General features: G+C 36.9%; 24 protein-coding genes. 16 read left to right on the forward strand and 8 right to left on the reverse strand.

The features are described 5' to 3' along the window. Window positions 1–2: 2 nt before the first annotated feature. Together CLV96_RS15690 and CLV96_RS15695 are read right to left on the reverse strand one after the other, a co-directional pair. Window positions 3–920, reverse strand: coding sequence for a Rieske 2Fe-2S domain-containing protein (locus CLV96_RS15690; RefSeq protein WP_004788087.1), 918 nt, complete (start codon window positions 918–920; stop codon window positions 3–5). An 8-nt stretch (window positions 921–928) separates the two neighbouring features. Beyond that, window positions 929–1636, reverse strand: a complete 708-nt coding sequence (locus CLV96_RS15695) for a hypothetical protein (RefSeq protein ID WP_208325415.1) — start codon at window positions 1634–1636, stop codon at window positions 929–931. Between the two features lie 682 nt (window positions 1637–2318). On the opposite strand from CLV96_RS15695, the gene CLV96_RS20165 reads away from it, so the two are divergent. Continuing rightward, entirely contained in the window at window positions 2319–2702 is a 384-nt protein-coding gene (locus tag CLV96_RS20165; protein WP_420813715.1) for a phosphatase PAP2 family protein, read from the forward strand. On the opposite strand, the gene CLV96_RS15705 is transcribed toward CLV96_RS20165, so the two are convergent. Then, window positions 2652–3590: a fatty acid desaturase gene (locus CLV96_RS15705; RefSeq protein ID WP_243836516.1), complete on the reverse strand. Its 939-nt coding sequence runs from the start codon at window positions 3588–3590 to the stop codon at window positions 2652–2654. The two genes, CLV96_RS20165 and CLV96_RS15705, sit on opposite strands and share 51 nt — an antisense overlap. A 57-nt stretch (window positions 3591–3647) precedes the next feature. Here CLV96_RS15705 and CLV96_RS15710 point away from each other — a divergent pair, with 57 nt between their 5' ends. The 7 genes from CLV96_RS15710 (at window position 3648) to CLV96_RS15740 (ending at window position 11642) form a co-directional block, all read left to right on the forward strand. Further along, window positions 3648–4220, forward strand: a complete 573-nt coding sequence (locus CLV96_RS15710) for a YybH family protein (protein WP_004787952.1) — start codon at window positions 3648–3650, stop codon at window positions 4218–4220. A gap of 6 nt (window positions 4221–4226) precedes the next feature. Further along, the gene (locus CLV96_RS15715) at window positions 4227–5567 is read left to right on the forward strand and encodes a B12-binding domain-containing radical SAM protein (RefSeq protein ID WP_004788064.1); all 1341 of its coding nucleotides are present in this window, start codon (window positions 4227–4229) and stop codon (window positions 5565–5567) included. A gap of 65 nt (window positions 5568–5632) precedes the next feature. After that, a complete protein-coding gene (locus CLV96_RS15720) occupies window positions 5633–6946 on the forward strand; it encodes a B12-binding domain-containing radical SAM protein (protein ID WP_004788202.1) in 1314 nt (437 codons plus the stop codon). Continuing rightward, the gene (locus tag CLV96_RS15725) at window positions 6924–8000 is read left to right on the forward strand and encodes a hypothetical protein (protein WP_004788163.1); all 1077 of its coding nucleotides are present in this window, start codon (window positions 6924–6926) and stop codon (window positions 7998–8000) included. The genes CLV96_RS15720 and CLV96_RS15725 overlap by 23 nt, the downstream gene beginning before the upstream one ends. A gap of 68 nt (window positions 8001–8068) precedes the next feature. Next, on the forward strand, window positions 8069–8707 hold the full coding sequence (locus tag CLV96_RS15730; protein ID WP_208325416.1) for a hypothetical protein: 639 nt from the start codon (window positions 8069–8071) through the stop codon (window positions 8705–8707). A 61-nt stretch (window positions 8708–8768) separates the two neighbouring features. Beyond that, window positions 8769–10319 (forward strand): GH3 family acyl-acid amido synthetase, encoded by a 1551-nt coding sequence (locus tag CLV96_RS15735; protein WP_004787843.1) that lies wholly within the window; start codon window positions 8769–8771, stop codon window positions 10317–10319. Between the two features lie 144 nt (window positions 10320–10463). Beyond that, window positions 10464–11642, forward strand: coding sequence for an integrase core domain-containing protein (locus tag CLV96_RS15740; RefSeq protein WP_040917460.1), 1179 nt, complete (start codon window positions 10464–10466; stop codon window positions 11640–11642). A gap of 258 nt (window positions 11643–11900) precedes the next feature. On the opposite strand, the gene CLV96_RS15750 is transcribed toward CLV96_RS15740, so the two are convergent. The 3 genes from CLV96_RS15750 to CLV96_RS15760 all read right to left on the reverse strand — a co-directional run bounded on the left by CLV96_RS15750 (window position 11901) and on the right by CLV96_RS15760 (window position 16526). Further along, a complete protein-coding gene (locus CLV96_RS15750) occupies window positions 11901–13025 on the reverse strand; it encodes a P-II family nitrogen regulator (RefSeq protein ID WP_004786641.1) in 1125 nt (374 codons plus the stop codon). 1 nt (window position 13026) lies between these two features. Then, window positions 13027–14931: a DUF1538 domain-containing protein gene (locus CLV96_RS15755; protein ID WP_004786523.1), complete on the reverse strand. Its 1905-nt coding sequence runs from the start codon at window positions 14929–14931 to the stop codon at window positions 13027–13029. A gap of 101 nt (window positions 14932–15032) precedes the next feature. Further along, window positions 15033–16526 (reverse strand): sulfurtransferase, encoded by a 1494-nt coding sequence (locus CLV96_RS15760; RefSeq protein ID WP_004785404.1) that lies wholly within the window; start codon window positions 16524–16526, stop codon window positions 15033–15035. A gap of 376 nt (window positions 16527–16902) precedes the next feature. Here CLV96_RS15760 and acpP point away from each other — a divergent pair, with 376 nt between their 5' ends. From acpP to CLV96_RS15790, 6 genes are read left to right on the forward strand one after another with little or no spacing between them, the layout of a single operon-like run. Then, window positions 16903–17136: an acyl carrier protein gene (gene acpP, locus CLV96_RS15765; protein ID WP_002974954.1), complete on the forward strand. Its 234-nt coding sequence runs from the start codon at window positions 16903–16905 to the stop codon at window positions 17134–17136. A gap of 54 nt (window positions 17137–17190) precedes the next feature. Continuing rightward, window positions 17191–17919 (forward strand): ribonuclease III, encoded by a 729-nt coding sequence (rnc, locus tag CLV96_RS15770; RefSeq protein ID WP_004785212.1) that lies wholly within the window; start codon window positions 17191–17193, stop codon window positions 17917–17919. Then, window positions 17916–18380, forward strand: coding sequence for an NUDIX domain-containing protein (locus CLV96_RS15775; RefSeq protein ID WP_134152041.1), 465 nt, complete (start codon window positions 17916–17918; stop codon window positions 18378–18380). Before rnc ends, CLV96_RS15775 begins: the two co-directional genes overlap by 4 nt. After that, entirely contained in the window at window positions 18377–19468 is a 1092-nt protein-coding gene (gene aroB / locus CLV96_RS15780; RefSeq protein ID WP_004786949.1) for a 3-dehydroquinate synthase, read from the forward strand. The genes CLV96_RS15775 and aroB overlap by 4 nt, the downstream gene beginning before the upstream one ends. 1 nt (window position 19469) lies before the next feature. Next, window positions 19470–20366 (forward strand): mechanosensitive ion channel family protein, encoded by an 897-nt coding sequence (locus CLV96_RS15785; RefSeq protein WP_004785960.1) that lies wholly within the window; start codon window positions 19470–19472, stop codon window positions 20364–20366. Beyond that, window positions 20341–21081, forward strand: a complete 741-nt coding sequence (locus CLV96_RS15790) for a toxin-antitoxin system YwqK family antitoxin (RefSeq protein WP_208325422.1) — start codon at window positions 20341–20343, stop codon at window positions 21079–21081. The genes CLV96_RS15785 and CLV96_RS15790 overlap by 26 nt, the downstream gene beginning before the upstream one ends. A 4-nt stretch (window positions 21082–21085) precedes the next feature. On the opposite strand, the gene CLV96_RS15795 is transcribed toward CLV96_RS15790, so the two are convergent. Together CLV96_RS15795 and CLV96_RS15800 are read right to left on the reverse strand one after the other, a co-directional pair. Further along, window positions 21086–22105, reverse strand: a complete 1020-nt coding sequence (locus CLV96_RS15795) for an LIC_10230 family protein (RefSeq protein ID WP_004786369.1) — start codon at window positions 22103–22105, stop codon at window positions 21086–21088. Between the two features lie 6 nt (window positions 22106–22111). Then, entirely contained in the window at window positions 22112–23098 is a 987-nt protein-coding gene (locus CLV96_RS15800; protein ID WP_004786538.1) for a hypothetical protein, read from the reverse strand. A gap of 60 nt (window positions 23099–23158) precedes the next feature. Here CLV96_RS15800 and CLV96_RS15805 point away from each other — a divergent pair, with 60 nt between their 5' ends. Beyond that, window positions 23159–24511 carry an ABC transporter permease gene (locus CLV96_RS15805; RefSeq protein WP_035983248.1) on the forward strand — a complete coding sequence of 451 codons (1353 nt, stop codon included), beginning with the start codon at window positions 23159–23161 and terminating at the stop codon, window positions 24509–24511. Beyond that, window positions 24504–25199 carry an ABC transporter ATP-binding protein gene (locus CLV96_RS15810; protein ID WP_004784813.1) on the forward strand — a complete coding sequence of 232 codons (696 nt, stop codon included), beginning with the start codon at window positions 24504–24506 and terminating at the stop codon, window positions 25197–25199. Before CLV96_RS15805 ends, CLV96_RS15810 begins: the two co-directional genes overlap by 8 nt. Window position 25200 lies beyond the last annotated feature (1 nt).

Raw genomic sequence — 25200 nt, forward strand, 5'->3', positions numbered from 1 at the left:
CCTCATTCCAATCCTTTTAAATATTCAGCATATATCTTTAGATATTGATCTGAAGCGAGGTTCTCTTCCCTCACCCGGAGATTCCGAATCGCAATAAAATCTCTATTTAGAAAACTCATGTACAAGTAGATACTTATTTTTCTTTGGATGAAATCAAGTAATGGAAACCTCTTTGGAACTCCTACAATTGTATGTATTCGAATAAACTCTTCGTTTTCCGGAACAAATGAAAATATCAAAACAGCTTTACGTTTTTTTAGCTGTGACTCGATCGTGAGTAAAGTTCCCCCATAATTATGAACTTTGACTTGTATCCTATTCCCTGAAAGGAATTTCATGATTTTATCGGAAAGTTCATTTGATAAAACGTAAGATTCATAACTCATAAACATAATATGAGGACTAAGTATTCGTAACTCCGGCTCCTTATGAAGACCTCTTTTGTGCACCACTGAAAGGTGTTCGATATCAAAGGAATTTGAAGCAAGACTTTGCCAATTTGTATCAAGTCGTACATAAGGTGTTGGTTCAAAACTAAAATCATCTATAAAGCTTAATTCAGGAAATGGAAAATATTTATCTCCTAAAAACACAAAGATACTTTGGCAGACTTCAATCGAAGACAAAACAACTTGTTTTATTTTTGGAATTTTGTCCTCGTGCATCTTTGCATGAATACAGTCCCCCTCAGAATTAAACGTCCATTGGTGTAGGGGGCAAACTATGTTTCCGTTTTTAACTGTTGCGGATTTTAGATCGGCTCCAAGGTGAATGCATCTGGACTTCATAATGACAACTGCATTTGTATCATTTCTAAACAGCACAATGGAGATTCCGTTTAAAGTTCTTTGGATGACTTTGCCTTTTGTTAGTTCTTTTGATGCACAGACAAAATACCATGAAGATGGAATTGAGACCATTTTTGCTCCTATAAACTGGATATGTAGAAGAACACTTTGTAAAGAATTTCACTTAACATAGGAGTTCTAAAATAATGATCTGTTCCCCATGCAGGGATGATATAACTCTCTGGCAATATAGAATCGGTAAGCAAGCCATAACCATCGTTTGGCCCATACTCAGAAAGGATCCTATGTTTTTTTAATATATTGCCTTGCATGTGTGATGGCAAAGGAATCGGAAGTAAGGTTATTTTGTTTTTAATTTGGATATTTATCGGAGAGGTTAAAATTCCGGATAAAGTCGAAAATTCAGTTAGAAATTCAAATGGGATTCCCAAAATTTGTAAAACTGTCTTTTGAATTAATTTTCTAAAGGTGGTTTTATCAAGTAACACATCTGCAAGGGGATTATTTTTAAGTAATCCTCCAATTGTAATCCAAACAAAGATTTTTTTTTGCAGATCTGGTCTGTTTTCAAGTGCTACTCTTAAATCAGCACTTCCTTTGCTGATGGAAAAAACAATTAAGTTGTTTGCATTCGTTTTTTCCAACTCAGCTATGATTTCATTTGCATTGTTTGTAATGGAGCCTTTGGGGTTCACTTCAATTAATCTTGATCGAGTTCCAAAATGAGAACCTATTTTTCTGATAAGTTCACCATCCCCGTCAAATTCGGGAATATCTCTGTAAAATCCTGCTGGGATTACCCAAACTTCATTTTTTAATTTTGGCAAATTGGAAAATTTGACGGGGTTTGAGTTTATTTTTTTTATAAATTTTGAACTATTTGAAAAATGAATTAACTTGTGATAAAAAAATGCCGTGGTCTTTTCTATTCCTACTTCCGTTGTCATTTCTTTAAGCAATGAATTAGTTATCTCCTCAAATTTAATTTTCGGATATAACTTTTTGGCTTCTTCAAATAACTCAAATTCATCGATACTCCTATCCGGAATATAACTTTGTAGTTTTCTAAGCAAACTCATGCGATAGATTTTTTAATCATCTCAGAGGATGTCAAATAATTCTTTTGGAAATCCTTATAGCGGAGGTTAATGTAAAGTTTTTTATTTCCTTCAAAGACAAATCCGAATCAAAGTTAGATGTTTTTTCGCGGATTTTATTAACGGATTGGTTGGTTTTCCTTAGATTAAACTTGATCTCAATCTGGTAAGTGGTTAGGGTTAACAATTAGGAATTGTATAAGTGAATGTTAAATACAAATTATTTCTCCAGTTTGTATTTGTTTATTCAAGAGTTTCATTTCTTTTTTTAATTTTCTATCTTGGTTCAAATTATTTGAATACCAACAGAACCAATTATTACCATTTATATTTCCCATTTGAACAAAAAATACCTTTCTACGAATGGGCAATTTATCCGTATGTATCTGTTTTTTTATTCTTTGCAATTCCTGTGTTTTATTTGGATTTTTTTGAAATAAAAAAACTAGAGAGAAGTTTCATTTTTTCCATTATCATTTCTTGTTTATTTTTTTTAATTTTTCCTACCAAACTTGGGTTTCTGTATACACCCGATCATAGTATTAATTTTATTTATTCTTACTTAAAACAAGTGGACCATCCGCATAATTTGGTTCCTTCTCTACATGTTTGTTTTACTTCGACTATATTTGTCTTTTTATACAAAAAGGAAACAAGAATACCCTTGATTATATTTTTTGTTTTCTGGACAACGCTTATATATTCTTCAGTGATATTCACACACCAACATCATTTTCTTGATATTTTAGGTGGAATGATTCTCTCTTTTATATCCATTAAAATATTCCTTCAGTGATATTGGTTTCGGTGAACTTTCAAAGTTTTTCTTCGGGCCAGTCCACATTTTTAAATATTGTTTGAAATATGTTGTATCTGTTTTTTTATTTTCTGCTGACTTTTTTAGATAAGTCCAAGGTAACTCCGGATGTAAATGATGTTCTAAATCCCAATTTCCATTTAATAAAATTTTCTCATGTAAAAGATTTGTTTTTAAGTTAATAGCGCCTTCCCATACATCTCTTTTCGAAAATGCATGAGTAATGTATTGTCTAGTTGACCAGTTGAATCCAGCGGCAACATAAAAATATATCAAAGTTGCAATTGAAAGATTGAAAACATAGACCACTAATGTCCAGAAGCCAAAAATGAGGAGAATTTCTAATCGAATGCGGATGACATCTTTGGAATTCATGTCTTCCAACATCCTTTGCCCACTTCGAACTTTCTGAATGAACTTACTTTTTGGGAAACTCGGATAAAAAAATATAATGATATTCCCGAACACCGCAACTGGCCAAAACCCTCCCAAAAGCACAGAATACCATTGGCCAAATTTATAAAACAAACTATCGTTTGGATAATAATAATCAAACATTTCATGATCTGTTCGATTGCAGCAATGGTGTTTAGTATGAGTCAATGTTGCGATACTAAATGAAGTTGGGAACATAAAGCCAGATAACACACCTAATACATAATTCCATCGTTTGTACGATTGCAAATTGGAATGTGTTGCTTCGTGAAGTAGGGCATAGTTATTTAAATGGAGAAAAGCAAATAGTATTAAGCAGGGTATAAAATAGTCTGGGTGTTTATCGCCAACCACGATTGCCGCTATGCTCAAAGTCAAATTAGAGAGAGACATTAGTAAATTCAATCGATTGGGGATTTGTATGTTTTGCATTAAATTTTAAATTTATTTATGATTTGCTTTTTTAATCAAATCATAAATAAAGAGACCATGAAACACCTATTTGTTTTTCTTCTGATAGTTTTCACTCAGCAAACGTTATTTGCTGAAGATCCTGCTCACGCTGAATTGAGACAACTGAAAGTTGAGTTTGAACAGGTATTAAAGAAAAGAGACATAGATGGTCTGGTAAACTTGCTGCACCCCAATGTTGTGATTACTTGGCACAATGGGGAAGTTTCTAGGGGAAGGGAAGGTGTAAAAAAATTCGTTACAAGAATGATTTTTTCGGATTCTCCAGTTGTAAAAGAATTCCAAACTGATTTGGATGTAGATGAGCTTACCATTTTATATGGAAATACTGGAATTGCTTTCGGGAATTCAAACGATCACTTATTGTTAACAGAAGGTATAGAAATTAACTCCAAAAATCGCTGGACTGCCACTCTGGTAAAAGAAAAAAATAAGTGGTTACTCACTTCGGCTCACCTTTCTTCAAACTTATTTGACAACCCTCTCTTAACGGCTGCTAAATCATCCACTTATTTTATAGGAACTCTTGGCCTAATTTTGGGAGTTACCATTGGCTTCGGAGTCGGAAGATTGTTTTCCAAAAAAGGCTAAAAACGAATGTCAACTCGCCTGAAAATTGCATTAATCTCTCCCAAGGGACCACTTTATCGCCACCGAACAGGGATTTTTCGAAAGGATCTTAGGGCAGCACCGCTTACATTAACAACTCTAGCAGCCCTAGTTCCTGAGGATTTAAATGCAGAGGTAAAAATATATGATGAAGGAATTGAAGATCTCCCATCTCACATAGACGCAGATTTGGTTGGTATGACCGTCATTACTGGGAGTGCTCCAAGAAGTTATGAACTTTCAAAACAGTTTCGAAATCAGGGAAAAATAGTTATTTTGGGTGGACCTCATGTAACTTTATTGCCAGAAGAAGCAACCAAAAATGCAGATTCGATAGTGACTGGTTATGCGGAAGAGTCTTGGCCCAGGTTATTAAGGGACTTTCAAACTAAAACACTAAAAAAAAGATATTTTATGGACTCTTCTTTTTCTTTGGAAAAAAAAGAGAACTTACCTTTTGCGAAGCGAGATTTGTTAAATCAAAAGGGATACAAGACGCTGAATACATTTGAAGCCACACGCGGATGCATTCACAATTGTGAATTCTGTGTTGTCCCAGCTGCTTGGGGAAGAAAACCTTATCAAAAACCAATCGCCCATATCGTTGAAGATATCAAACAGAGAAAAACAAAACAGGTTTTATTTTATGACCTCAATTTGATTGCTAATAAGACCTATGCAAAAGAGCTATTTGCAGCTCTGATTCCTTTAAAGATATATTGGGTAGGCCTATCAACTACCTTGGTTGGTAGAGATCCAGAACTTCTTGATTTGATGGTGAGAAGTGGATGTAAAGGATTACTAATCGGTTTTGAAAGTATATCCAAAAATACATTGAAAAATACAAACAAATCCTTTAATGATCCAGATGGATATTCCGAATTAATAAAGAAACTACATAAGGCAGGAATCATTATCAACGGAACGTTTGTTTTTGGGAATGACGATGATGATATAAATACGTTTGCTGCAGTTCGTGATTTCGTTTTAGAAAACAAAATTGGGTTACCAAGATTTTCAATTCTCACTCCTTTCCCAGGAACGGCTTTATTTAAGAGATTAGAATCAGAAGGAAGAATTATTGATCGAGATTGGAGTAAATACGATGGCCAACATATTGTTTTTCAGCCGAAAAATATGACCGCCGAACAATTACAAATTGGTCATGAGCAAGTATGGAAAGAGGTATACTCGATCAAAGGAATTGGCAAAAGAGTTTTTGGTAATTTGACAAAGATATTTCCTATTGTCATTGGTGCCAATTCTGCTTACCGATATTATGCAAATAATTTGTCCCGATTTTACACTTGCAGAGGTGGTTTAGTTTGAGATTAACGATTATTCATCCTTGTATAGGTCGAATCCCTGGTAAAAAATACATTAAGGGATGGCAGATGGAATCACTTCCCGCTGCTCATTTAGCTGGACTCACTCCAAAACATATAGATGTAAAATTTTATGATGATCGAATGGAACAAATTCCCTTTGATGAAAATACTGATTTGGTTGCCATTAGTATTGAAACATATACTGCAAAACGTGCATATCAAATTGCCACGGAATACAGAAGGCGGAATATACCGGTTGTGATGGGCGGCTTTCATGCCACTTTAGTTCCTGAAGAAGTTGCAGAATATGCAGAAGCGGTAGTAGTGGGCGAAGCTGAGGATGTATGGAAGGATTTGATCGAAGATTTTGAAAATGGGAAACTCAAACGTTTATATCGTTCTGAAAAACGACCGGATATAAAAAAAGCAAAACCAGATCGGTCTGTATTAGCTGGCAAAAGGTACCTACCAATTGGATTAGTGGAAGCGGCTCGTGGTTGTACTTTTAAATGTGATTTTTGTGTTATCCAAACCTACTTCAATTCAACACAAAACAGGAAAGATACAGAAAGTATTCTGGATGAAATCAAAAGTATCTACGACAAAAGTAAACTCATTTTCTTTGTTGATGATAACATCGTTTCCCATCCTTCGCAAGCGAAAGAATTTTATCGTGCTTTGATCCCACTGAAAATCAAATGGGTGAGTCAAGCTGCCATCACAATGACCCATGATGATGAGATGTTAAAACTTTTAAAAGAAAGTGGATGCCAAGGTGTTCTTATTGGTTTTGAATCTCTGAATCCAAAAAATCTAGAAAAGATGAATAAAACTTTTAACGGGACTAGAGGAGGGATCGAACGAGCTGTACAAAGAATGAATCAATTTGGCATTAGACTCTATGCAACATTCATCTTCGGGTATGAAAATGATACCTTAGATTCTTTTCAAGAAGCAGTTGAATTTTGTATAAAACATAAAATTTTTATGGCAGCGTTCAACCACCTCACTCCTTTCCCCGGTACTCCTTTGTACAAAAGGCTCGAATCAGAAGGAAAACTATTGTACAGCAAATGGTGGTTAGCCGATGAATACCGTTATGGACAAGTTCCCTTTCAGACAAATTTAGACCCCGAAGTAATTCGGACAGAATGTGTGAAAGCAAGAAAGTCATTTTATTCCTTTCCTTCAATTTTGAAACGAATGTTTTCGAAAACAAATTCCGGAAGTTTTTTTATGCTCCAAGCCTTTTTGTTTATTAATTTATTACTTCGGAAGGAAGCAACTTTGCGTGATTTATATCCTTTGGGAGACTTGTCTTTTAAGGGAGAATTAATGAAAGTTAAGGAACCTTTACTTGCCATCCATCAGAATCAATAAAGCAACCAGAGAGGATGACGAAGAGCTGGTTCAATTCACTGCTTCGTTTGCTTCGGAAGGTAGTCTTAAACTTGCTTTAGACAGAACTCCAACTTTTTTTGATTCGCTTGCAAAGGATGGAGAAAACCCTGAGGTAATTATTGGTAGAGATTTATCTTCCAATCAACTAGTAGGTGTTGGCTATAGAATCGAATCGGACTACCTTTTTCAACGAAAACGATTGCGATTCGGTTATTTGGCAGGGCTCCGGTTATTAAAAGGTTATCGATCTGGTATAGCACTTGCGAGAGGTTATCAAAAGTTAAAAGAAATTCACGAAAAAAGTTCATGTAATGGATATTTCACGACCATTCAATCTGAGAATCAGAATGCAATTAGGATTCTCTCCTCTCATAGAGCGGGACTTCCCTTTTATCAGTTTATAACTCGTTTAACTACGTTTATTTGGAATCCAAAGGCTTTTAATAAAAAAACCAAACTACGGACGGTACAAATAAATAATATAAATGAATATAAATCATTTTTAAAAAAAACAGAGAGACCCGCATATTTAAGTCCCTACTTGGATGATTCATTTTATGAAAATAAACAAATAACACGGTATTTCATAAAAGATGGTGAAAAAACTATTTCTTGTTTTTCTATTTGGAATCAAAACCAAACAAAAAGATGGAGAGTTATTGGATATTCTAGATGGATTCATTTTTTTCGGAAATTTTATAATTTGTATGCTCAGGTGAGAAATTTGCCAATTTTGCCGAATCCTGGTTCTACATTGAATTATCTTTTTTTAACACAGTTATGCATCGCAAAAGAATATGAAAATCGATTACCTGAAATATTTTCACAAATTCTCCTAACTTCATTAAAAGATTTTCCCTTTGCATATTTATGTTATACCCTATCAAAAGAAGATCCATGGTACCCGTTTATCAAAAAGATTCCATCTTGGAAAATAGAATCTTTCGCTTACTTTGTTTACTGGAATCCATCCGAGAATCTTTTTGCACAAAAGATCGATGGGTTTAGTATTTGGGAGGCAGGATTACTTTGAGGTTAGAATGCCAAATCATTTCGCCATCTGAGTTAAGCAGGAAAGATATTATGCAAATGTTTGCTCTCATGGAAAAAAATTATGTTGGTCTGTTGTTTGATTCTTTTATTGAAGATCTCAAACAAAAAGATTCCATTTTTTTATTTCATTCCAACCGAACAATTTATGGATTTACAGGTTTGAAGTTATTACCTTTCCATTTTGAAGACCAAGATCTACTCATTGCATATTCAGGAGACACTGTCCTTGACGAAAGTTTTCGCGGGACCTTATCGATCCCAGTTTATTGGGGGATTTTTATGTTAAAACTTTCCGAAAAACATCCAAACTTATATTGGTTATTAACATCTAAGGGATTTAGAACTTACCGATATCTTTCGGTTTTTTTCAAAGATTTTATCCCTATGCCAACCCAGACGAACCAATTTTTAGTAAGATTGCGAGATCAGGTTGCGAACAAATTTTTTCCTAACCTTTATAATCCAAACCTTGGAATCCTAAATCGAGGAGAAAATTCACAAACAATTCGGGATATTGTTTCCGATCGAAATGTAATGAGAATATCCAAGGATCCTTTCATAAAATTTTTCGAAAAAACGAATCCAGATTTTGATAAGGGTCATGAATTGGTTTGTTTGGCTCATTTTCATACCTCCAACATTCATCAATACATTCTAAGAATATTGAACAGTAAATCAAATGTTTAATCTATCTGCGTATCTATGGAAGTTCAGTTGTTACTTAGGATATATTTTTTTTAAGAGAAACTTGAACCGTATCGAAGACGTTCAGTTAGATAACCTAAGAAATATTTTAAAAAATGCAGAAGGAACAAAGTTTGGAGAGAAGTTTACGATCAAAAGAAATTGGTCCATCCAAGAATTTCAAAAACAAATTCCAATTAGCGAATACAATACTTACGAAGACAATTTAGATCGAATTTTAAAAGGCGAAAAAAATGTCTTAACCAAGTCAAAACTCAGAAGAGTTGGTTTAACCAGTGGTAGTTCAGGTCGGGTAAAATACATTCCTTTCACTGACTTATTAGCAACAGAGTTTAATAAATCCATTTCTGTTTGGATTTATGGGTTATTATCCTCTAAACCGAAATTATTAAGAGGTTCATTTTATTTTTCAGTATCACCCACTGGTTTCCCCGAGATTGAAAATGAATACGTAAAAATTGGTTTTGATGTTGATGGTGATTATTTAAAACCATGGGAGAGAATTTTTGCAGACCATCTTCTGGTCGTACCAGAGTGGCTAGGAAGGATACAAAATTCTGATTTTGTTTTGTATGTAACGGCTCTAAGACTTTTAGCGGCAAAGGATCTTACTTTCATTTCAGTTTGGAATCCCTCATTTTTAATTTCAATACTAGAGCTAATTGTAAACAAAAAAGACCTTTTAATAAAGGATCTTCAATATGGGAAAATATCAAATTTTGAAAATTCTATCGCTACGAAATTTCAAAACCAACTGCGGATCCATGTTCCCCAACGTGCAGAAGAACTTGGGAATCTTTTAGAAAAAAATATTCAATGGGCCAAAGTGTGGCCAAATCTATCTTGTGTTAGTTTGTGGACTGATTCATTTGCAGAAAATTCCTTTGCACTATTAAAGGAAAAACTTCCCAATATGAATTTTGAATCAAAAGGAGTCATTGCAACAGAAGGTATGATCAGCATCCCTTTTTACACCGGAAATCAGGGGCCAATTTCACTATTAGCTTACACATCTCATTTTTATGAATTTATAGATAAAGATGGCGCAGTCCATCTTCCGCAAAATCTAATCGTGGGTAATGACTATGAAGTCCTTCTTACGACTGGAGGGGGTTTGTATCGATATAAAATAGGGGATCGTTTTTTAGTTACTGGTTATCACTTTCAAGTACCAATTCTAAAATTTTTAGGTAGAAACGATGATATATCAGATCTAGTAGGTGAAAAAATACACGAAGCCTTTATTGGAAAAGAATTGTTACCAGAATTAAAAAAGTATGATCTCACTGCATCAAATTCATTTTTACGAGGAAATTTACAAGAAGAGAAAGCTTTTTATGAATTAGTCATAGATATGAAGTTCAAAAATAATGAGATTTCTGAATTAACTTCATTATTGGAAACCATTTTGTGCCATAACCCACATTATGAGTATGCAAGAAAAATTGGGCAATTAAACCCTGCAAAGGTGACTCTGTCTGTGGAATCCGAAAAAAGGAATATGGGAAGATCTTCGACAACCAAAAATAGATTTCTACGAAGTCCGCTAAAAACTAAAGTGCCATCCTCATTAACGTCTGAATCAGGATTTTAATCATACTTTTTGTAAAGTATGTATTGAGACAAAACTGTAAAGGATGTACGAGTACACTCAATCACGGTATGGATAGGTCAGATAGGTAACAAAAGAGACAACTCACATGGGTAACACCTACATTGTGTATCGGAGGACAATCCGATACCTTGGAAGGAAACCAAAGTGATAGAAGAAAGAATCAAGTTTATAGCAGCTGTTAAAAGTGGCAATTGGTGTTTTGCTGATCTTTGCAGAGACTTTAATATCTCAAGAAAAACTGGATATAAGTATCTAAAGAATTATGAGTCGGAAGGTATCGACGGACTCAAAGATAAATCTAGAAAAAGAATCACGCAGTCCAATGAAACTCCAAAGAAAATCGTTCACCTAATCGTATCGTTACGAGAAGACCATCCTTCTTGGGGACCTAAAAAACTTCGTCCCATACTTAGAGCAAAGTTTCACCGCATGAAACAGATTCCAAGTGAAACTACGATTGGAAACATTCTTCGCAAAAAAGGCCTAGTCAAACCTAAGAAAAAAAAACCAAGAGTGCCTCAGTCTTTATTTCCTTTCTCTGATGTAGTCGCTCCCAATGATGTTTGGTGTGTTGATTTTAAAGGCCATTTTACAGTAGGTAATGGTAATCGCTGCGATCCGCTTACAATAACAGATGCACATAGTCGTTACCTTTTAGCTTGTGAAATCCTGAATAAAACGAATGCAGAGCAAACAAAAGCAGTATTTGAAAGGGTATTTAAAGAGTATGGACTTCCGCAGGCAATCAAATCAGATAATGGATCACCTTTTGCAAGTAAGGCCATTGGCGGCTTAACTAGTCTTTCTATATGGTGGTTGAAATTTGGGATCCGACCGGAACGTATAGAACCAGGCAAACCATCACAAAATGGTCGCCACGAAAGAATGCACAGAACACTCAAAGAAGAAACTGCATTACCTCCAAGGTCTAGTTTGGATGCTCAACAGCTTGCCTTTGATAGATTCCGTGATGAGTTCAACAAGGTAAGACCGCATGAAGCTTTAGGTTTTCTTACACCTTCTAAAGTCTATAAATCTTCTAAAAGGACATTCCCAAAAAGAATTCTAGAGGTAGCTTATCCAACTCATATTGTTACAGATAAAGTTCACGAAAGTGGTTTTGCGCAGTACGGGCCCCATCGAGTGTTCTTTGGGAATCCTTTTATTGGAGAGGTAGTTGGCTTTGAAGAGATCTCTGACAGGCATTGTCGTCTTTACTTTTCGAATGCAATTCTTGGAATTTTGGATTTGTATACAAGTAAAGTGTTGAAATACCAGAGAATATTGTATAGAATTGACTAGCAAAAGTGTAACCCATGTGAGTGATCTAATGTGTTACCGATGTGCCTTTCCATACATGCATCTTCTTTTATCACAGGACATATCCTTGATATCAATGGTGGTGGTTTTCTACCAGGTGGCGGTCATTAAGATTTAGGAATTTAGCAGTTACCACTTAAGTTTTAGTGGTAACTGTCCTTTCTGTATATCAATACCACCTTTCCATCCTTTGATGATAAAAGATCCCCTAAATTTCGAATCTTCTAGATGAGGGGATTTTTATTTTTTTTTACCTAGTTTCGATTGGTAAGAAAAAGCTCTTGGAATTTCGATCGTGTAAACAATCCCTTCTGTTTCTTCTCCAAAAAAACCTGTTTCTTCCAATACGGTGAGTACTTCTGAAAGATTTTTTTTCGGAATCAAAATGTTGGCAGCTTCCCTTGCGGGAGTGAATGCGTTCTTTTCATTTTGGGAATGAACTAATTTGTTTAGAGAAATAGTCGAACTAGAAACTCCGACTTTTCGTAGACTAGCAAGTGTAGATTCAATGGATTCCTCTTTGCAGTTGATGACAACGTTTACTCCTTCAAAATAATTTCTATGACGAGCCGATTGTCTGAATTGATTGGACTTTTTTCTCCATTCCATATTTCCGTATAATTGATCTAAGGCGGAAATGATTTGGTCCATACTGGCTGCCTGTTTGGGTCCTTCCAAACTGACTTTTGTATTGAGTAAACCTCGGCCAATCGGGAATTCAAAAATAAATCCTCTTCCTGGTAAATCTAACCGGCCTACCTCGATAATAAAGTCCATCGCATGTTCCGCATCAGAAGAGTGGACAACCAATTTTAAAATTTCTTTTTCTTTCGGGATTGTGATTCTTAAAAGTCCCAATTGGTCACGTAAACCAGTTCCTGTTCCATAACTAATGGTAGGAACGGCCACTCCATTTTGTAGAATCAAACGAGCAATGGGTTCTGCTGATCCTCGAGGCAAAATACAAAAAATTCCAGTGAGTCCAGAAAAACCAATCGTTTTTGTTTTTTCTTCTGTTGTTGCAATGTAGTCCGTCGGGACGGGACTGTGGAATTCAATGGTCTCTGAATAGACACTGCCGTGTCCTGGGATGTTCAATTCAGCTGCATCCTTGAAAAGAGAAAGTAAAAAGTTTTCAGTAGATGCTTCACAAGAAACTTCAAAGATCGTAACAGGTGTATCAATGATAGAATGATTTTGATAAAAATCAAAAAGAAGCCAACCTCTTTTAGCAAGGACTGGATACCTACCAGGTTCCATATGGAAATAGTGAATTTGATTCCGTTTTAATGCGGCAACAACAAGGTCAGTTAAATCTCTATGTACGATTGCCGTGATTCGTATTGCTTTTTGTTTAGAATGCATTTTATTTCTCTTTTAACTCTGAATCACGTAACGAAAGTTTGCGGGAATTCTCAACAATCATACCCATAATCAAAACAGATAGGATGGGAAAAGCTGATGCGGCTGCTAAAATTCCAAACCCATCGACGGTCCCGATTTGGTTACCAATCCCAAGTCCCATGGCGATGATCAGCGGAACGGTGATGGGACCTGTGGTCACACCGGCACTATCCCAGGCTATATCAATAAATTCAGGTTTGCTAAATGTATTTAGAAAAAGAAGTAAAAGATAAATTGGAACAACTATCCAAACCAAAGGAATTTCTAATAGAATTTTTAACATTCCAAGAAGAGTCCCTAATCCTACTCCGACCGCCACAGATTGGATTAATAGTGATTTTCGAAATGTACCAACAGTTGTTTCTTCAACTGTGTTTCCTAAAGCAGATAAAGCCGGTTCGGCGAGTGTTGCACTATAACCCAAAAAGAAAGCGAATACAAGAACGACTAGGTAACCTAATAAATTGTCTTCTTTTCCGAAAATAGGTCCGTGGATGGGAACATATTCATACACTTTGTTTTTTTGATTCCAGTTTTCTTCATGGTAGGGAATCCCTGTATAGGACTTTCTTTCTTTGAGATAAAAGAATTTTTCTTCCTTCCCGTCTTCGTTGACTGCTTTCAAAACAGATTTTGGGTTAAAGTTAGGAATGAATTTTGTGGAATCGATCAGTTCGATGGAACGAAAGGTGGAAGGAAGTTTTCCGCCGACTTGGTCTCCCAGTTTATTTAATCCGAAGATGATCCCAAAATTAAAAATGCTGAGACCAATGATAGAGAATCCAATCCCCAAAAACACTTCTTCCGGGTAGGATATTTTTTCTTTTAGAATTAATCCCAAAAACAAAAGTAAAAAAATCGACAAAGGTAAAATGGCTCTGATTGCCAATTCGAAAGCATTAAAAATATTTTCTTTTGCCTTTTTGAAAAACTCAGGTGGATTGATTTTTTTTGGTAAAGATACTTCTTTTTTTGAAGGAATTTTATATGAATCACCAAGCAGAAGTTTGGCTTCTTCCAATTTGATTCCTTGGTTAAAAAATAATTCTTCTGGCATTGGTTTGGGAAGTTTTCCAGAAAAATACATTCCTACTAAAAAAACAGAGAGGATAGGAAAAAGGGAAGCTAGGGTCACCACTCCATAAGCACTGCTTTGTTCATTTTTTTCTGCAACCTTCGAAATCCCGATTCCCAGAGCCACAACCAGTGGGACAGTGACAGGTCCCGTTGTCACCGCTCCCGAATCCCAAGCAAGACCAGAAATAAATTTTAAATTTTCATCAAAGTATGCATATATACTTACACCTAACAGCAAAACGATGGTTGGCACAAGGATTCGCATTAAAGAAAATCCAAATAAAAATCGCAACATCCCAAAAACAACTGAGATCCCAACGCCGATGGCAATGGATAAATAAAGATAGTGAGAGCCTTCATTTAATAAAAAATATAGTAGGGGAGCATCCCAAGGTGCCACCTTACTACCACAGGCGCGAAGAATGGTGATGGCTGGTTCAGCAAGAGTGGCACCAACTCCCATCAAAATGGAAAAAAGGATGATGCTAAGAATTCCTAATTTCTGGGGAAGGCGAAGTCCTAATGCCTCACCTAAGGGCATTAGGCCCAAAAACAGCCCTTCCAAAAAGAAGGCTAAACCAAGAATTACCGCAGAAATTCCTAGGGCAATTAGTCCTGCTTCTTTGATGGGAATTCGCAAAACAAATAATTGAAATAGAGCAAGATAGAGAACAATCCAGATGACGGCTTTGATTTGGTCCCAAATTTTTTTCTGAAAGTAGGGTAAGATTAAAGTGATGGATTCACGAAACCCAATGTGAATGGATTCTTCTTTTTCGTTCCTTGCCATTATGACAAACTGACTAGGAAAATCTTTCTTGGAAAGGGAATAATTTCAAAAGAATGTCTCCTGGCACATGCCAGGAGACGGAGTGTAAACTGGGAAAGAGATTAGTACTTATAAGCCTTATCTTCTTGGATGAATTTTTTAGTGGTGGTTGCGGTGAGATTGACTGTTGGGCGAACCACATGGGTTGGTTCATTGTACCAAAGGAAGGTAGAGACGCTGGAAGTATCTGTTCTCCATTTGAAGTCCGCAGGTACTTGATTGATGGCATTTGTACCATGTCCAGCTACTAGTGCTGTCCATTCCACAAGAGATCCATCATAATAGACTGTTGGGTATCCAAGGATATTTAGAGAAGCAAATCCATTAACCTGTGCTTCAAAGTTTGTACGGCATTGGCTGATAATAGTAGTACCTGGTGTGTAAACAGCTCGTGTTGTATCAAACAATGTTTTGATGGCTGCTTTGTCTAAGAATTCATATCCATCTGCATTGTCTTTGAGAAGATCCGCCCAAGGAAACGTTTTTGAAGATTTGATATTTCCTTCAAAAGGAACAAATGTTTGGTTTCCTGCGCTGGCTGAGGGTGCACCGGAAGATTGAAAGGAAGTTGTGATATAGACTTGGTTTCCTGGGTTTGTTAGAAGTGCATTTCGTGCCACGTTTAAACCATCAGCAGTTCCATTATACTGAGTTTGAGGTCTTGCATCGATGATCTGCTGTTTGGCGGTAAGTCCGGGAAGATTTGCAGTCCCTCCAGTTCTTGCAATCTCATAAATGTCTTCCAATCCAAGGGTAAGCACGGTGTTATCAACTCGTAGTTGTTTCACTGAAAATCCGGCGTTCCTTTCTAAGTTGATTCCAGACCGATTTGCAGAGAGAGGAATTCCTGCACCTGTTGCTTTTTTGTTCAAGTTTCCATTGAGAATCGCCAAGTTTTTGATATCTGCTCCCCAATAGCGCAACCAATATATGGCCCTTGTGACATCTTGTACGGCACCTGCACCCACCGCTTTTGCTGGATAGGCTCCTGCCGTGATTCCATTTCCTGTACCAACTGTAAAAACAACTAAATCTTTTGAGAGATTGATTCCAAAAGTTTTTAGCCAATCATCTACAAACTGACCATTTGCCTGGTAACGAACTGAATTGGAGAATAGGCCTGTGTCTCTTGTTTGATTGAAACGGAATCCTCCATTTGGCAGATCAACAGTTTTATAATCATCTAAAAGGTATACATAGACTCCCTGGCTTGGATTTTCAGCGATATACGGGGAAGCAGCTCCACCTGCAACTCGATCTGCCGCATCTGTTTGTAAGATGATCAGGTTCCCACTTATATGGCTTGGTTTGTTTGCAGACCAATTGTTTACAAATCGGGCCAAAGTTTGCGGAGTGATGAGTCCCCAATTGTTTTGGTTGTAATCATCAGCTGATTCGTTCACCAAATCGGTAGCGGAACTGACTTTGACTTGGTTTGCCGCAAATAGCAATAAACCAGCCAGCAATGTATTGTTGTCTTCTTTCTTTTCTGTACAAGATACCGCAAAGGAAAGTAGGAGGAAAGTTGTGAGTGATCGGGTCCAATTTTGAATCATGGAGTTCTCCTTAATCTATATTCTTGGAATTGTTTTCGTAAACCCGAAGGTGAATGGGAAGTTAATTCTGCTATAGCAGAAGTTAAATCTGCTAAAATAGAGCAAAGCATTGGAAATCAGGTCAGGATTTTGGAAATTGTTCGGTCCATTGGGCGTGGACTCGGTTTTCTGAACAAATCGCAGGAAATTTCTTTAAATTAATTTATGTTAGGTGATGTTAGAACGATGTCAAAGGTTTCAAGAGGAAAATAATCTATTTAGACTTGCCAAAAATTCCGACAATTTCATTTTAAAAAAACGCTAGGCGTACATATATACCTGGCGGAAAACGATTTAACACTTGCCCCACTGTTCACAGTGGCCTGGAGGATATAAAATGGCAGATTTCGAAAAAATTAAGTCAATCATCGTAGAACAACTTGGTGTTGATGAGTCAGAAGTTACACCTGAAGCTCACTTCATCAATGATCTTGGTGCTGACTCTCTTGATACAGTTGAGCTAGTAATGGCTCTTGAAGAAGAGTTTGGTGTGGAAATTTCTGACGAAGACGCAGAAAAAATCCAAACCGTAGGCGATGTAATTAAATTCATCGATAAACTTAAGGGGTAATTCCCAATCCAAAAACCGGGTTCCCCGAATAGAGGAACCCGGATCTTCGAACCCTTGTCCGACTCGATTCGTATCAAACTCCCACCTGAAAGAATTTCCTCCCTTAAAGAACTCCAAGTTTTAACGAAAACCCAATTTAAGGATATTTCTCTTCTCCACCTAGCATTTGTTCACAGGTCATTCGCAAACGAAGACTCAGATCGTTATTTATCTGATAATGAACGTTTGGAGTTCCTTGGTGACTCGGTTCTTGGAATCTTAGCTGCTGAATTTTTATATAGATCCTTACCCAAGGGAAAAGAAGGGAAACTTGCAAAATTAAAAAGCAAAATGGTTTCAGCCCCCGCTATAGCGAAATTAGCGCGTGTGTATCGATTCCCTGAGTATTTACTCCTCGGCAAAGGCGAGAGGGACAAAGGGGAAGCTAATGCCAACCTACAAGCAGATTGTTTTGAAGCCTTCCTTGGTGCTTTGTATTTGGACCAAGGTTTAGAAAGTTGCCGGAAGTTTCTCACTCCTCATTTCCAAATGATGGAAAAGGCAGTGGATGATGCCGAAGAAACAAAAGATTATAAAACCATTTTGCAGGAATTTTGCCAAAAGAAATGGAAAAAATTACCTGAATATTCTGTTATGAAAGAAGAGGGTCCTGATCACGATAAAGAATTCCTTGTTTCTGTTGTCCTGGAAAAAAATTTCCAAGCAACAGGGGAAGGAAAAAACAAACGTCGGGCAGAACAGATGGCAGCAAAAGCGGCCTTACGTTTTTTAAAAATACTATGATCGATTTTTTATTAAAATCCAAATCGATGAGAGTCCGTGTCGCCGATCTCATCCAAGATCCCAAGGGTAAAATTTTGCTTGTACAACAGCAAAAAAAACAGTCTGGGTATTGGTTACTTCCCGGTGGTGGGATTGAATTTGGTGAGTCGGGAGAGGAAGCACTCAAACGAGAACTGAATGAAGAATTGTCTCTGGAAGTGAGTAAAATTGATTTTTTATTTTTAAATGAATCAATCGATCCAAATAAAAAACGCCACCTCATTCAGATTGTTTTTTTAACCAAGGTCAAAGATCTATTACCGGTATTGAATCCAAAAGAAAAGGCAATTTCTGGATTCGGTTATTTTACTACCAAAGAAATTTTGTCTATGGACATTCGGCCCGATATAAAACATTACTTCCGCGCAAAAACAACAAATAAACCTAGATATATTTCCAGCCCATGGGTGAATGAACCATGAAGTTGTCAGAACGTGAAATTGTCGGACAGGGGTTTCGTTACCCGATTGAGTTACACGAAGACTTCCAAGGCCTCACTGAAAAATTAAATTCATTACCCAAGGTTTCAAAAATCTATGTGCTTACAAGCCGAGAAATTGCGGGGATTTATGAAAAATACATTACCAAAGAATTAAAGTCCTTAAACGTCCCTTTTTCTTTTATTTATCTAAAACCTGGCGAAAAAAATAAACATATCGATCGAGTGAAGAAGGTTTATAACCAACTGATTGAAACGGAAGCTGATAGAAGAGCTGTTGTCATTGCTTTTGGTGGTGGTGTGGTAGGTGACTTTGCCGGTTTTATTGCAGCTACCTACCAAAGAGGTGTACGTTTTGTTCAGGTTCCAACAACGCTGCTTGCTTGCGTTGATTCGTCAGTAGGTGGGAAGGTTGCCGTGAATGTTGATTCCGGTAAAAATATGGTAGGTGCTTTTTACCAACCAGAGTTTGTTTTTGCTCCACTCTTTACACTTTCTACTCTGCCAGAAAAAGAATGGAGTTGTGGGTTAGCAGAAATCGCAAAACACGCATTCCTCGATGGCGGCGATTTTTTGGAAAAAATATCGAATTCGAAACGATCGGAATATACTGCTGATTCACTAACTCTTCGTTATGCGATAGATGAGTCTGTGCGAGTAAAATCAGGGATTGTTGGCCAAGATGAAAAGGAATCGGGGTTACGTGCAGTTTTAAATTTAGGACACACAACAGGCCATGCCATTGAATCACTAACCCAATATAAAAAATATTCCCACGGAGAAGCTGTTTCTGTGGGCCTTGTCACTGCCTTATTGTTATCCAAAGAATTGGTTGGATTTTCTGAATCAAATTTTCAAAAGGCAATCACCCTAATGAAAAAACTGGAACTTCCCACTCGTTTGGATGAAAAACCGGAAGAAATCTTAAAACATATGGAACATGACAAAAAAAAGGAAGGTAGTTCCTTAAATTTTGTTCTTTTAGAAGATTTCGGAAAACCAAAGTTTGGTGTTCCAGTGGAAAGAAAGTTGATCCTTGAAATTTTAAAACGCCAAAAAGGAAAACTATAGAATGGGTAGGGGAAGCCTAAAAGAATTCTATTTGGATTTAAATCCATTAACTTTGCTTCGTAGCACTAACCGTGATTTTGCGGAAACCATGATTTTGTTTGGATACATGGTTGTATTTGCTGTTTTTTGTTATAAAATTACAATGATTCTTGTTGAAAGGATCAAACCTGCTCCTGATGCGGTTCATGAATACAATCGTAGAAAAGTAGCCCGCATGGGATTTCTTTTGGTTTTTGGGATTGCTTACCTTCCCATTGTGTTTTCTAGTCTGTCGCTTTTGCCAACGGTGCTTGGTCTTGCTGGTGCCGGGATTGTCATTTCACTCAAAGAAGTATGGCTCAATATGGTCGGTTGGTTTATGATTATGGGAGCCAACGGATTTAAGGTGGGAGATCGGATTGAACTAGATAATATCAAAGGTGATGTTGTTAATATTGGTTTTTTTAAGTTCACTCTATTAGAAATTGCTTCAGACCCAAGATTTGAACAATCAACAAATCGACTCATTCATTTTCCAAACTATAACATTGTTTTGTATCGATTTTTCATCGTTTCAGAAACTATGGATTTTGTTTGGGATGAGTTTAAGGTTTTCTTAAAGATCAATTCCAATTGGGAAAAAGCAGAAAAAATCTGTTCCCAAATTCTTCATGAAGAATTGGTTTTAGCTCCTGAATTGGTAGAATCAAAAATTCGAGAGATGTCTAAAAACTATCTGGTTCGACTTGGCAAAACAACTCCTATCGTATACACTTCTTTAGAACCAGACGGAACTATCCTGATGTGTTTGCGTTACTTAACTCCCATTCGGTCAAAGAGACTCAATCGAATTCTTATCTCGAAAGAAATCCTAACAAAGTTCAAAAATGAAAATGACATCTACATCCACACACATTAAAGACAGTTCGATTTGGGTATTTGTATCCTTATTAGTTGTGATTTTAGTTTCCGGTTTATTGTTTGGTCCTTGCAAAGCAACAACTGCAAGACCCGGTTCCATTCCTAAAGATGCCAACTATGAAAAAAAAACAAATCTCTACCTTTTGGCGGCGGATGGTTTTTATCGTGAATGGTATGAAAATGGAAACTTAATTACAGAAGTGCCGGTTGATGCACTTGGCCAACCAAATGGATATGGGAAAAAGTTAAATTACCTCACCGGGATTACCATCATGGAAGGAAATATGAAAAGCGGTGATCGGGACGGACTTTGGAAGTTTTATTTCTCTGATGGGAAATTGTACATCGAACAAAATTACAAAGCAGGGAATCGTAAAAAACAGCTTTGGATTCGATCCGCTGAGCTCGGAAATGAAACCGGACCATACTATAGATACTTTCGTAGTGGTCGATTGAACGAAAAAGGTTTTTTTGACGGAGGGTTACGTACGGGAGATTGGGTTCGTTATTATCCTGATACAAAAGTAGAAGAAAAGGGCAGTTACGAAAACGATAAGAAGGTGGGTGAGTGGTTTTATTACTACCCAACTGGTGCAAAAGAAGCAACCGAAATCTATTCAAATGAAGGAGAATTGATTTCTAGATCTACGTTTTATCCGAATGGAAAGGTTTGGTGTTTGGTGCGCAAAGGAAAAGAATCTGAGTGTCAATAAACACTCAGAATTCTGTAGCTTTCCCAAAAAGACCCAAATGATTTTGGATCAAATCAATATTAAAAAGTAATAAACTAAACAAAAACGTTACGAAGAATACAATCAGTATTGTGCTAAATAGGGACAAAAATCCATTCCTTAAAAAACGAAATTGTAAATAAGCAAAACTAACACTGAGATTTTTCCAATAGCTACTGTTTGGTTCTCCCCCCACTTTTTTATAATTGAAGATATAAAATAAAGATAAAATCCCAAGTAAAAAGAAAATAAAATAACTAAATTCTGTTACATAGTGTTTTTGTAATAGAAAAAGTGGAATATAAATTAAGTTTCCGATCAAGATCCCAATCAAGATGATGATGGCAACATGAAACACTGGCGCAAAAATAGATCCAGTTTTTGTGTTACTTGGAGATCTTCCTTCTTCTTCTAAAGAAGATGAAAATTGTAGTGATTGAAATCCTTCCGCTAATTCTTTGTTTTTTAAAATCAACCGATAGGATATCACACTGATTCCGTACGTAGTGATTAAAAAAACGAAATAGAAATAGGAAAAAACTTCCTGTTGCATTGCCAAGTTGAGTTGGTAAAAGACTTTTGGAGCCAAAACAACAAAAGAAACCGGATAAAAAACGTTTGCCAAAGTTTTATGAAACCATGCTCGGTAGGCATAGGATACTGCGGTTGAAAATGCTAATAACAAATAGAACAAAGAAAGCCCAAGTAATAACTTTTGACCAACTAGTACTCGTTTAATGTTTTCTTTTGTATCTTCCTGCTCTGTATCTACAGGAAGTTCTCTTGATTCCAACTCAACTAAAAATGATTCCAAATAGGAAATTCGATTTAGAACTCCATTTTCAGCAACTACTTGAGGTTTCATTGATTCCATTGCCGATTCGGAAGTTTCTGTGGCGATATAATCGGGAAATTGAACCGTATAATCAACAAAGAGGGAGTGAATCAGAATGATGGCAATAAATGCCGAAGTGATGATCGGAAGTCTTCTTTTTATTTTTTCCATAGATGTTTATAAGATCACAAAAATAGTCATCATCCCAATCGCAAGAACGATTAACATAATGATATAAGGCATTAAATGAAAACTTTCATCAGCAGAAAGTTTTTGATTCTGTTTTGCTTTGGTAACGGCGGCAGTTGGAGAAGCAACAGAACCTATGATATTGGCTGCACCTTGTTGTGCGTCGGTTGTTTTGATTTTTACAGAATTCTCTTCTTCAATGATTTTTCCGTAGATTTGTTCATTGATTTTGATGACAACTTCCGAAAAATTCTTGTTATTCGAGATATTTACAATTTTTGCGGGAATTTGTTTGATTGCGCCAGATTCTTCTTTGAGTTCTAGAGTATTGATGATGGAATCTGTGACTGCATCACCAGGAACCAAACGAATGTATACATTGTCGCCTGCTTTTAGTTCAACGAGTGGAACTCCATTCACGGGGGAGAGTTGGAACTTAAATTGAACAATTTGTTTGTCCGCCGGGATTAAAAAACCAGAGGCTTGAGGAACCGGAGTTGGAGGCGGGGCTTCTTTTTTTGCAACTTCTTCCTCGTCCACAGTGGTTTTTGAAACTTCACTTGGATCAATGAGTTCAAAATGAATTTCTACCTTAGGTTCTGTATTTCCGGAGGTTCTTTTATGGATTTCGCTAAAAACAAAGTCCAAACGATCTGTTAGGTTGTGATCCATATAGTGAAGGATCTCTTCCAAAAAACTTTCTGATCCAAATTTTGTTTTGATCAGCTCTTGGAGGGACTTTGTGATGTTTTTTTGTTGTTCCCCTTTGTAAATGACCCGTTGCATCCGGTTGTAAAAGTCCTGAAATGTGGACCGAACTGGCAAAAGGGACAGTGGGCTTGTACACGAAACTCCCTCAAACTTCACCGATTTGGTTTCAACCGGGTCAATGACAGCAGCAATCATGGTGTAGACCATATTGGCTTCGTCTCGAAGGTTTACTTTGACAGAATAATAGTTTGGTGTCTCAGGCATAAGGTTCTTTTTTGACAGTATCCATCTTTTGAAGAAAGCTGTCAAAAAGATTAGGTCATCATGGGAATTGTCTCTTTAATCACAATCCGTTACATCCGAGGGTCCCGAGTACTAGGATTCCTCTCCATCAAATCCAGGCTGTCGTTCATTGTTATGGCAGTGGGAGTGGGACTTCTCGTCGTAGTCCTCTCCATTTTCAACGGATTCCAAAAACAAGTGAAAGAATCTCTTTGGCAAGGGGGTCCACATATCACCATCGAAAACTCATATGGGTCTGGGGCGATTTATGATTATGAAAAGGTCATCGCTCACCTAAAGTCAGATCCAAAATTGGCAGAGTCTTTTGTTTCTGTCGAGGGAAACATAACGAGTCATGGACTCATTCAAAGCAATAACAACTTCAACCCCATTATGATTCGAGCAGTCCCCGTGGACTCAGTAGAAAAATTAGTGGAAAATGGATTACCAAACTTCCCTCGCATTTTGCAATACGATCGAGATGCAATCCAATCCATCAACACGAAGAAGTTGGTTGTTGTGGGTAAAGAAATGAGTGCCATCTACGGGTATGGGCTTGGTCGTGAAATTACTATGGCTGTTCCTGGTGGAAGATTTACTGTGGAACGTGGGGTTCAGGTGAATGTCCAAACATTTCGATTGACCGGACTTTTTAAAACAGGTTATTATAATTACGATTCTAAGTTTGTGTTTTTATCTCTCCCACAAGCACAAGAGTTTTTTAAAATGAAAGGAGCGGTCAATCAAGTTGCCATTAAGGTTCGTTCCTTGGATGATTTAAAACTCACCAAACATCGAATCTTATCAAGGTTAAACGAAGATAACTGGGACAAAAAAATTCAAGATGAAACTTCTTGGTCTGTCCGAACGATCGCTGAAGAACAGGAAAACTTTTTAGCAGCACTAAGACTTGAAAAAACAATTATCTCCATTATTGTATTTTTATTTATTGTCCTTGCTGCTCTTGGAATGGTGGCCACCGTCCATTCATTGATTCGAGCAAAAAGAAGATCAATTGGGACATTGAAGGCCCTTGGCCTAGCTTCTAACGATATACTTTTAATTTTTACATTAAACGCAATGATTGTAGGTATCTTGTCATCGTTAGTTGGTGGGATGGCCGGGATCTTTATTGCCACTAAGTTAGAAGTCATTATCAACGTAATCTCTGAGATCATCAATGGAATAGGCGGATTGCTGAACCCTGGTGATTGGGATCCAGTAGAACTTGTTCCAAAAGATATTTATTATTTTGATCATATCCCTGTGGATATTGATATTTCTTTTATCTTTATGGTGACAACGGCAGCGACCATTCTTTCGGGTCTTGCTGGTTATTTCCCTGCACGTATGGCTGCGAATCTAAACCCTGTGGATACAATACGAAATGACTGATATGAATATAAAACCAACTGTTTCTGTTCGCAAATTAGAAAAATACTACCAAGTTGTGGATAAAAGATACCATATCATTTCAGGTTTAGATTTTGAAGTTTTACCTGGTGAAATCGTTTCTGTAGAGGGGGCATCAGGAGTGGGGAAGTCCACTCTTCTCAATATCCTCGGTGCTATGGATTCGTTTGATGACGGTGAGGTGGAGGTTTGCGGAGTTAGTTTAAAGAACCTAACCGAAAAACAGAGGGAAAGTTTTCGTGCCGAAAAAATTTCTTTTATCTTTCAACAACATCTTCTTTTACCAGATTTTACCGCTTTAGAAAATGTGATGATGCCGCTTCTCATTGCAAAAATAAATCCAGGTTTGGCAAAACAACAGGCCACTGAAATTTTAAAAAAGGTAGGCCTTGGAGAAAGGACGGAAAGTTTTCCATCCCAACTCTCAGGTGGAGAAAGTGCAAGGGTTGGTGTGGCAAGGGCACTTGTAGGACGAAGGCAACTGATTTTGGCAGATGAACCAACAGGAAACTTGGACAGGGATAACTCTCGCCATCTGATGGATTTAATCAAAGAACTTCAGAATGAATTTAAGTTCTCTTTGATCCTTGTGACTCACGACTTGGAACTTGCCTCTATGGCACACAAAAGAAACCGAATTGTATCCGGAAAACTAACTCCAGTTACATAGA

Origin of the sequence: Leptospira meyeri (genome assembly GCF_004368965.1) — a bacterium.
GTDB classification, from domain to species: Bacteria; Spirochaetota; Leptospiria; order Leptospirales; family Leptospiraceae; genus Leptospira_A; species Leptospira_A meyeri.

Coding starts and splice junctions, on each gene's coding strand:
- CLV96_RS15690 (WP_004788087.1), bottom strand. CDS start 920: ATGGTCTCAATTCCATCTTCATGGTATTTTGTCTGTGCATCAAAAGAA.
- CLV96_RS15705 (WP_243836516.1), bottom strand. CDS start 3,590: ATGCAAAACATACAAATCCCCAATCGATTGAATTTACTAATGTCTCTC.
- CLV96_RS15710 (WP_004787952.1), top strand. CDS start 3,648: ATGAAACACCTATTTGTTTTTCTTCTGATAGTTTTCACTCAGCAAACG.
- CLV96_RS15715 (WP_004788064.1), top strand. CDS start 4,227: ATGTCAACTCGCCTGAAAATTGCATTAATCTCTCCCAAGGGACCACTT.
- CLV96_RS15720 (WP_004788202.1), top strand. CDS start 5,633: ATGGAATCACTTCCCGCTGCTCATTTAGCTGGACTCACTCCAAAACAT.
- CLV96_RS15730 (WP_208325416.1), top strand. CDS start 8,069: ATGGAAAAAAATTATGTTGGTCTGTTGTTTGATTCTTTTATTGAAGAT.
- CLV96_RS15750 (WP_004786641.1), bottom strand. CDS start 13,025: ATGCATTCTAAACAAAAAGCAATACGAATCACGGCAATCGTACATAGA.
- CLV96_RS15755 (WP_004786523.1), bottom strand. CDS start 14,931: ATGGCAAGGAACGAAAAAGAAGAATCCATTCACATTGGGTTTCGTGAA.
- CLV96_RS15760 (WP_004785404.1), bottom strand. CDS start 16,526: ATGATTCAAAATTGGACCCGATCACTCACAACTTTCCTCCTACTTTCC.
- acpP (WP_002974954.1), top strand. CDS start 16,903: ATGGCAGATTTCGAAAAAATTAAGTCAATCATCGTAGAACAACTTGGT.
- CLV96_RS15775 (WP_134152041.1), top strand. CDS start 17,916: ATGATCGATTTTTTATTAAAATCCAAATCGATGAGAGTCCGTGTCGCC.
- aroB (WP_004786949.1), top strand. CDS start 18,377: ATGAAGTTGTCAGAACGTGAAATTGTCGGACAGGGGTTTCGTTACCCG.
- CLV96_RS15785 (WP_004785960.1), top strand. CDS start 19,470: ATGGGTAGGGGAAGCCTAAAAGAATTCTATTTGGATTTAAATCCATTA.
- CLV96_RS15790 (WP_208325422.1), top strand. CDS start 20,341: ATGACATCTACATCCACACACATTAAAGACAGTTCGATTTGGGTATTT.
- CLV96_RS15795 (WP_004786369.1), bottom strand. CDS start 22,105: ATGGAAAAAATAAAAAGAAGACTTCCGATCATCACTTCGGCATTTATT.
- CLV96_RS15800 (WP_004786538.1), bottom strand. CDS start 23,098: ATGCCTGAGACACCAAACTATTATTCTGTCAAAGTAAACCTTCGAGAC.
- CLV96_RS15805 (WP_035983248.1), top strand. CDS start 23,159: ATGGGAATTGTCTCTTTAATCACAATCCGTTACATCCGAGGGTCCCGA.
- CLV96_RS15810 (WP_004784813.1), top strand. CDS start 24,504: ATGACTGATATGAATATAAAACCAACTGTTTCTGTTCGCAAATTAGAA.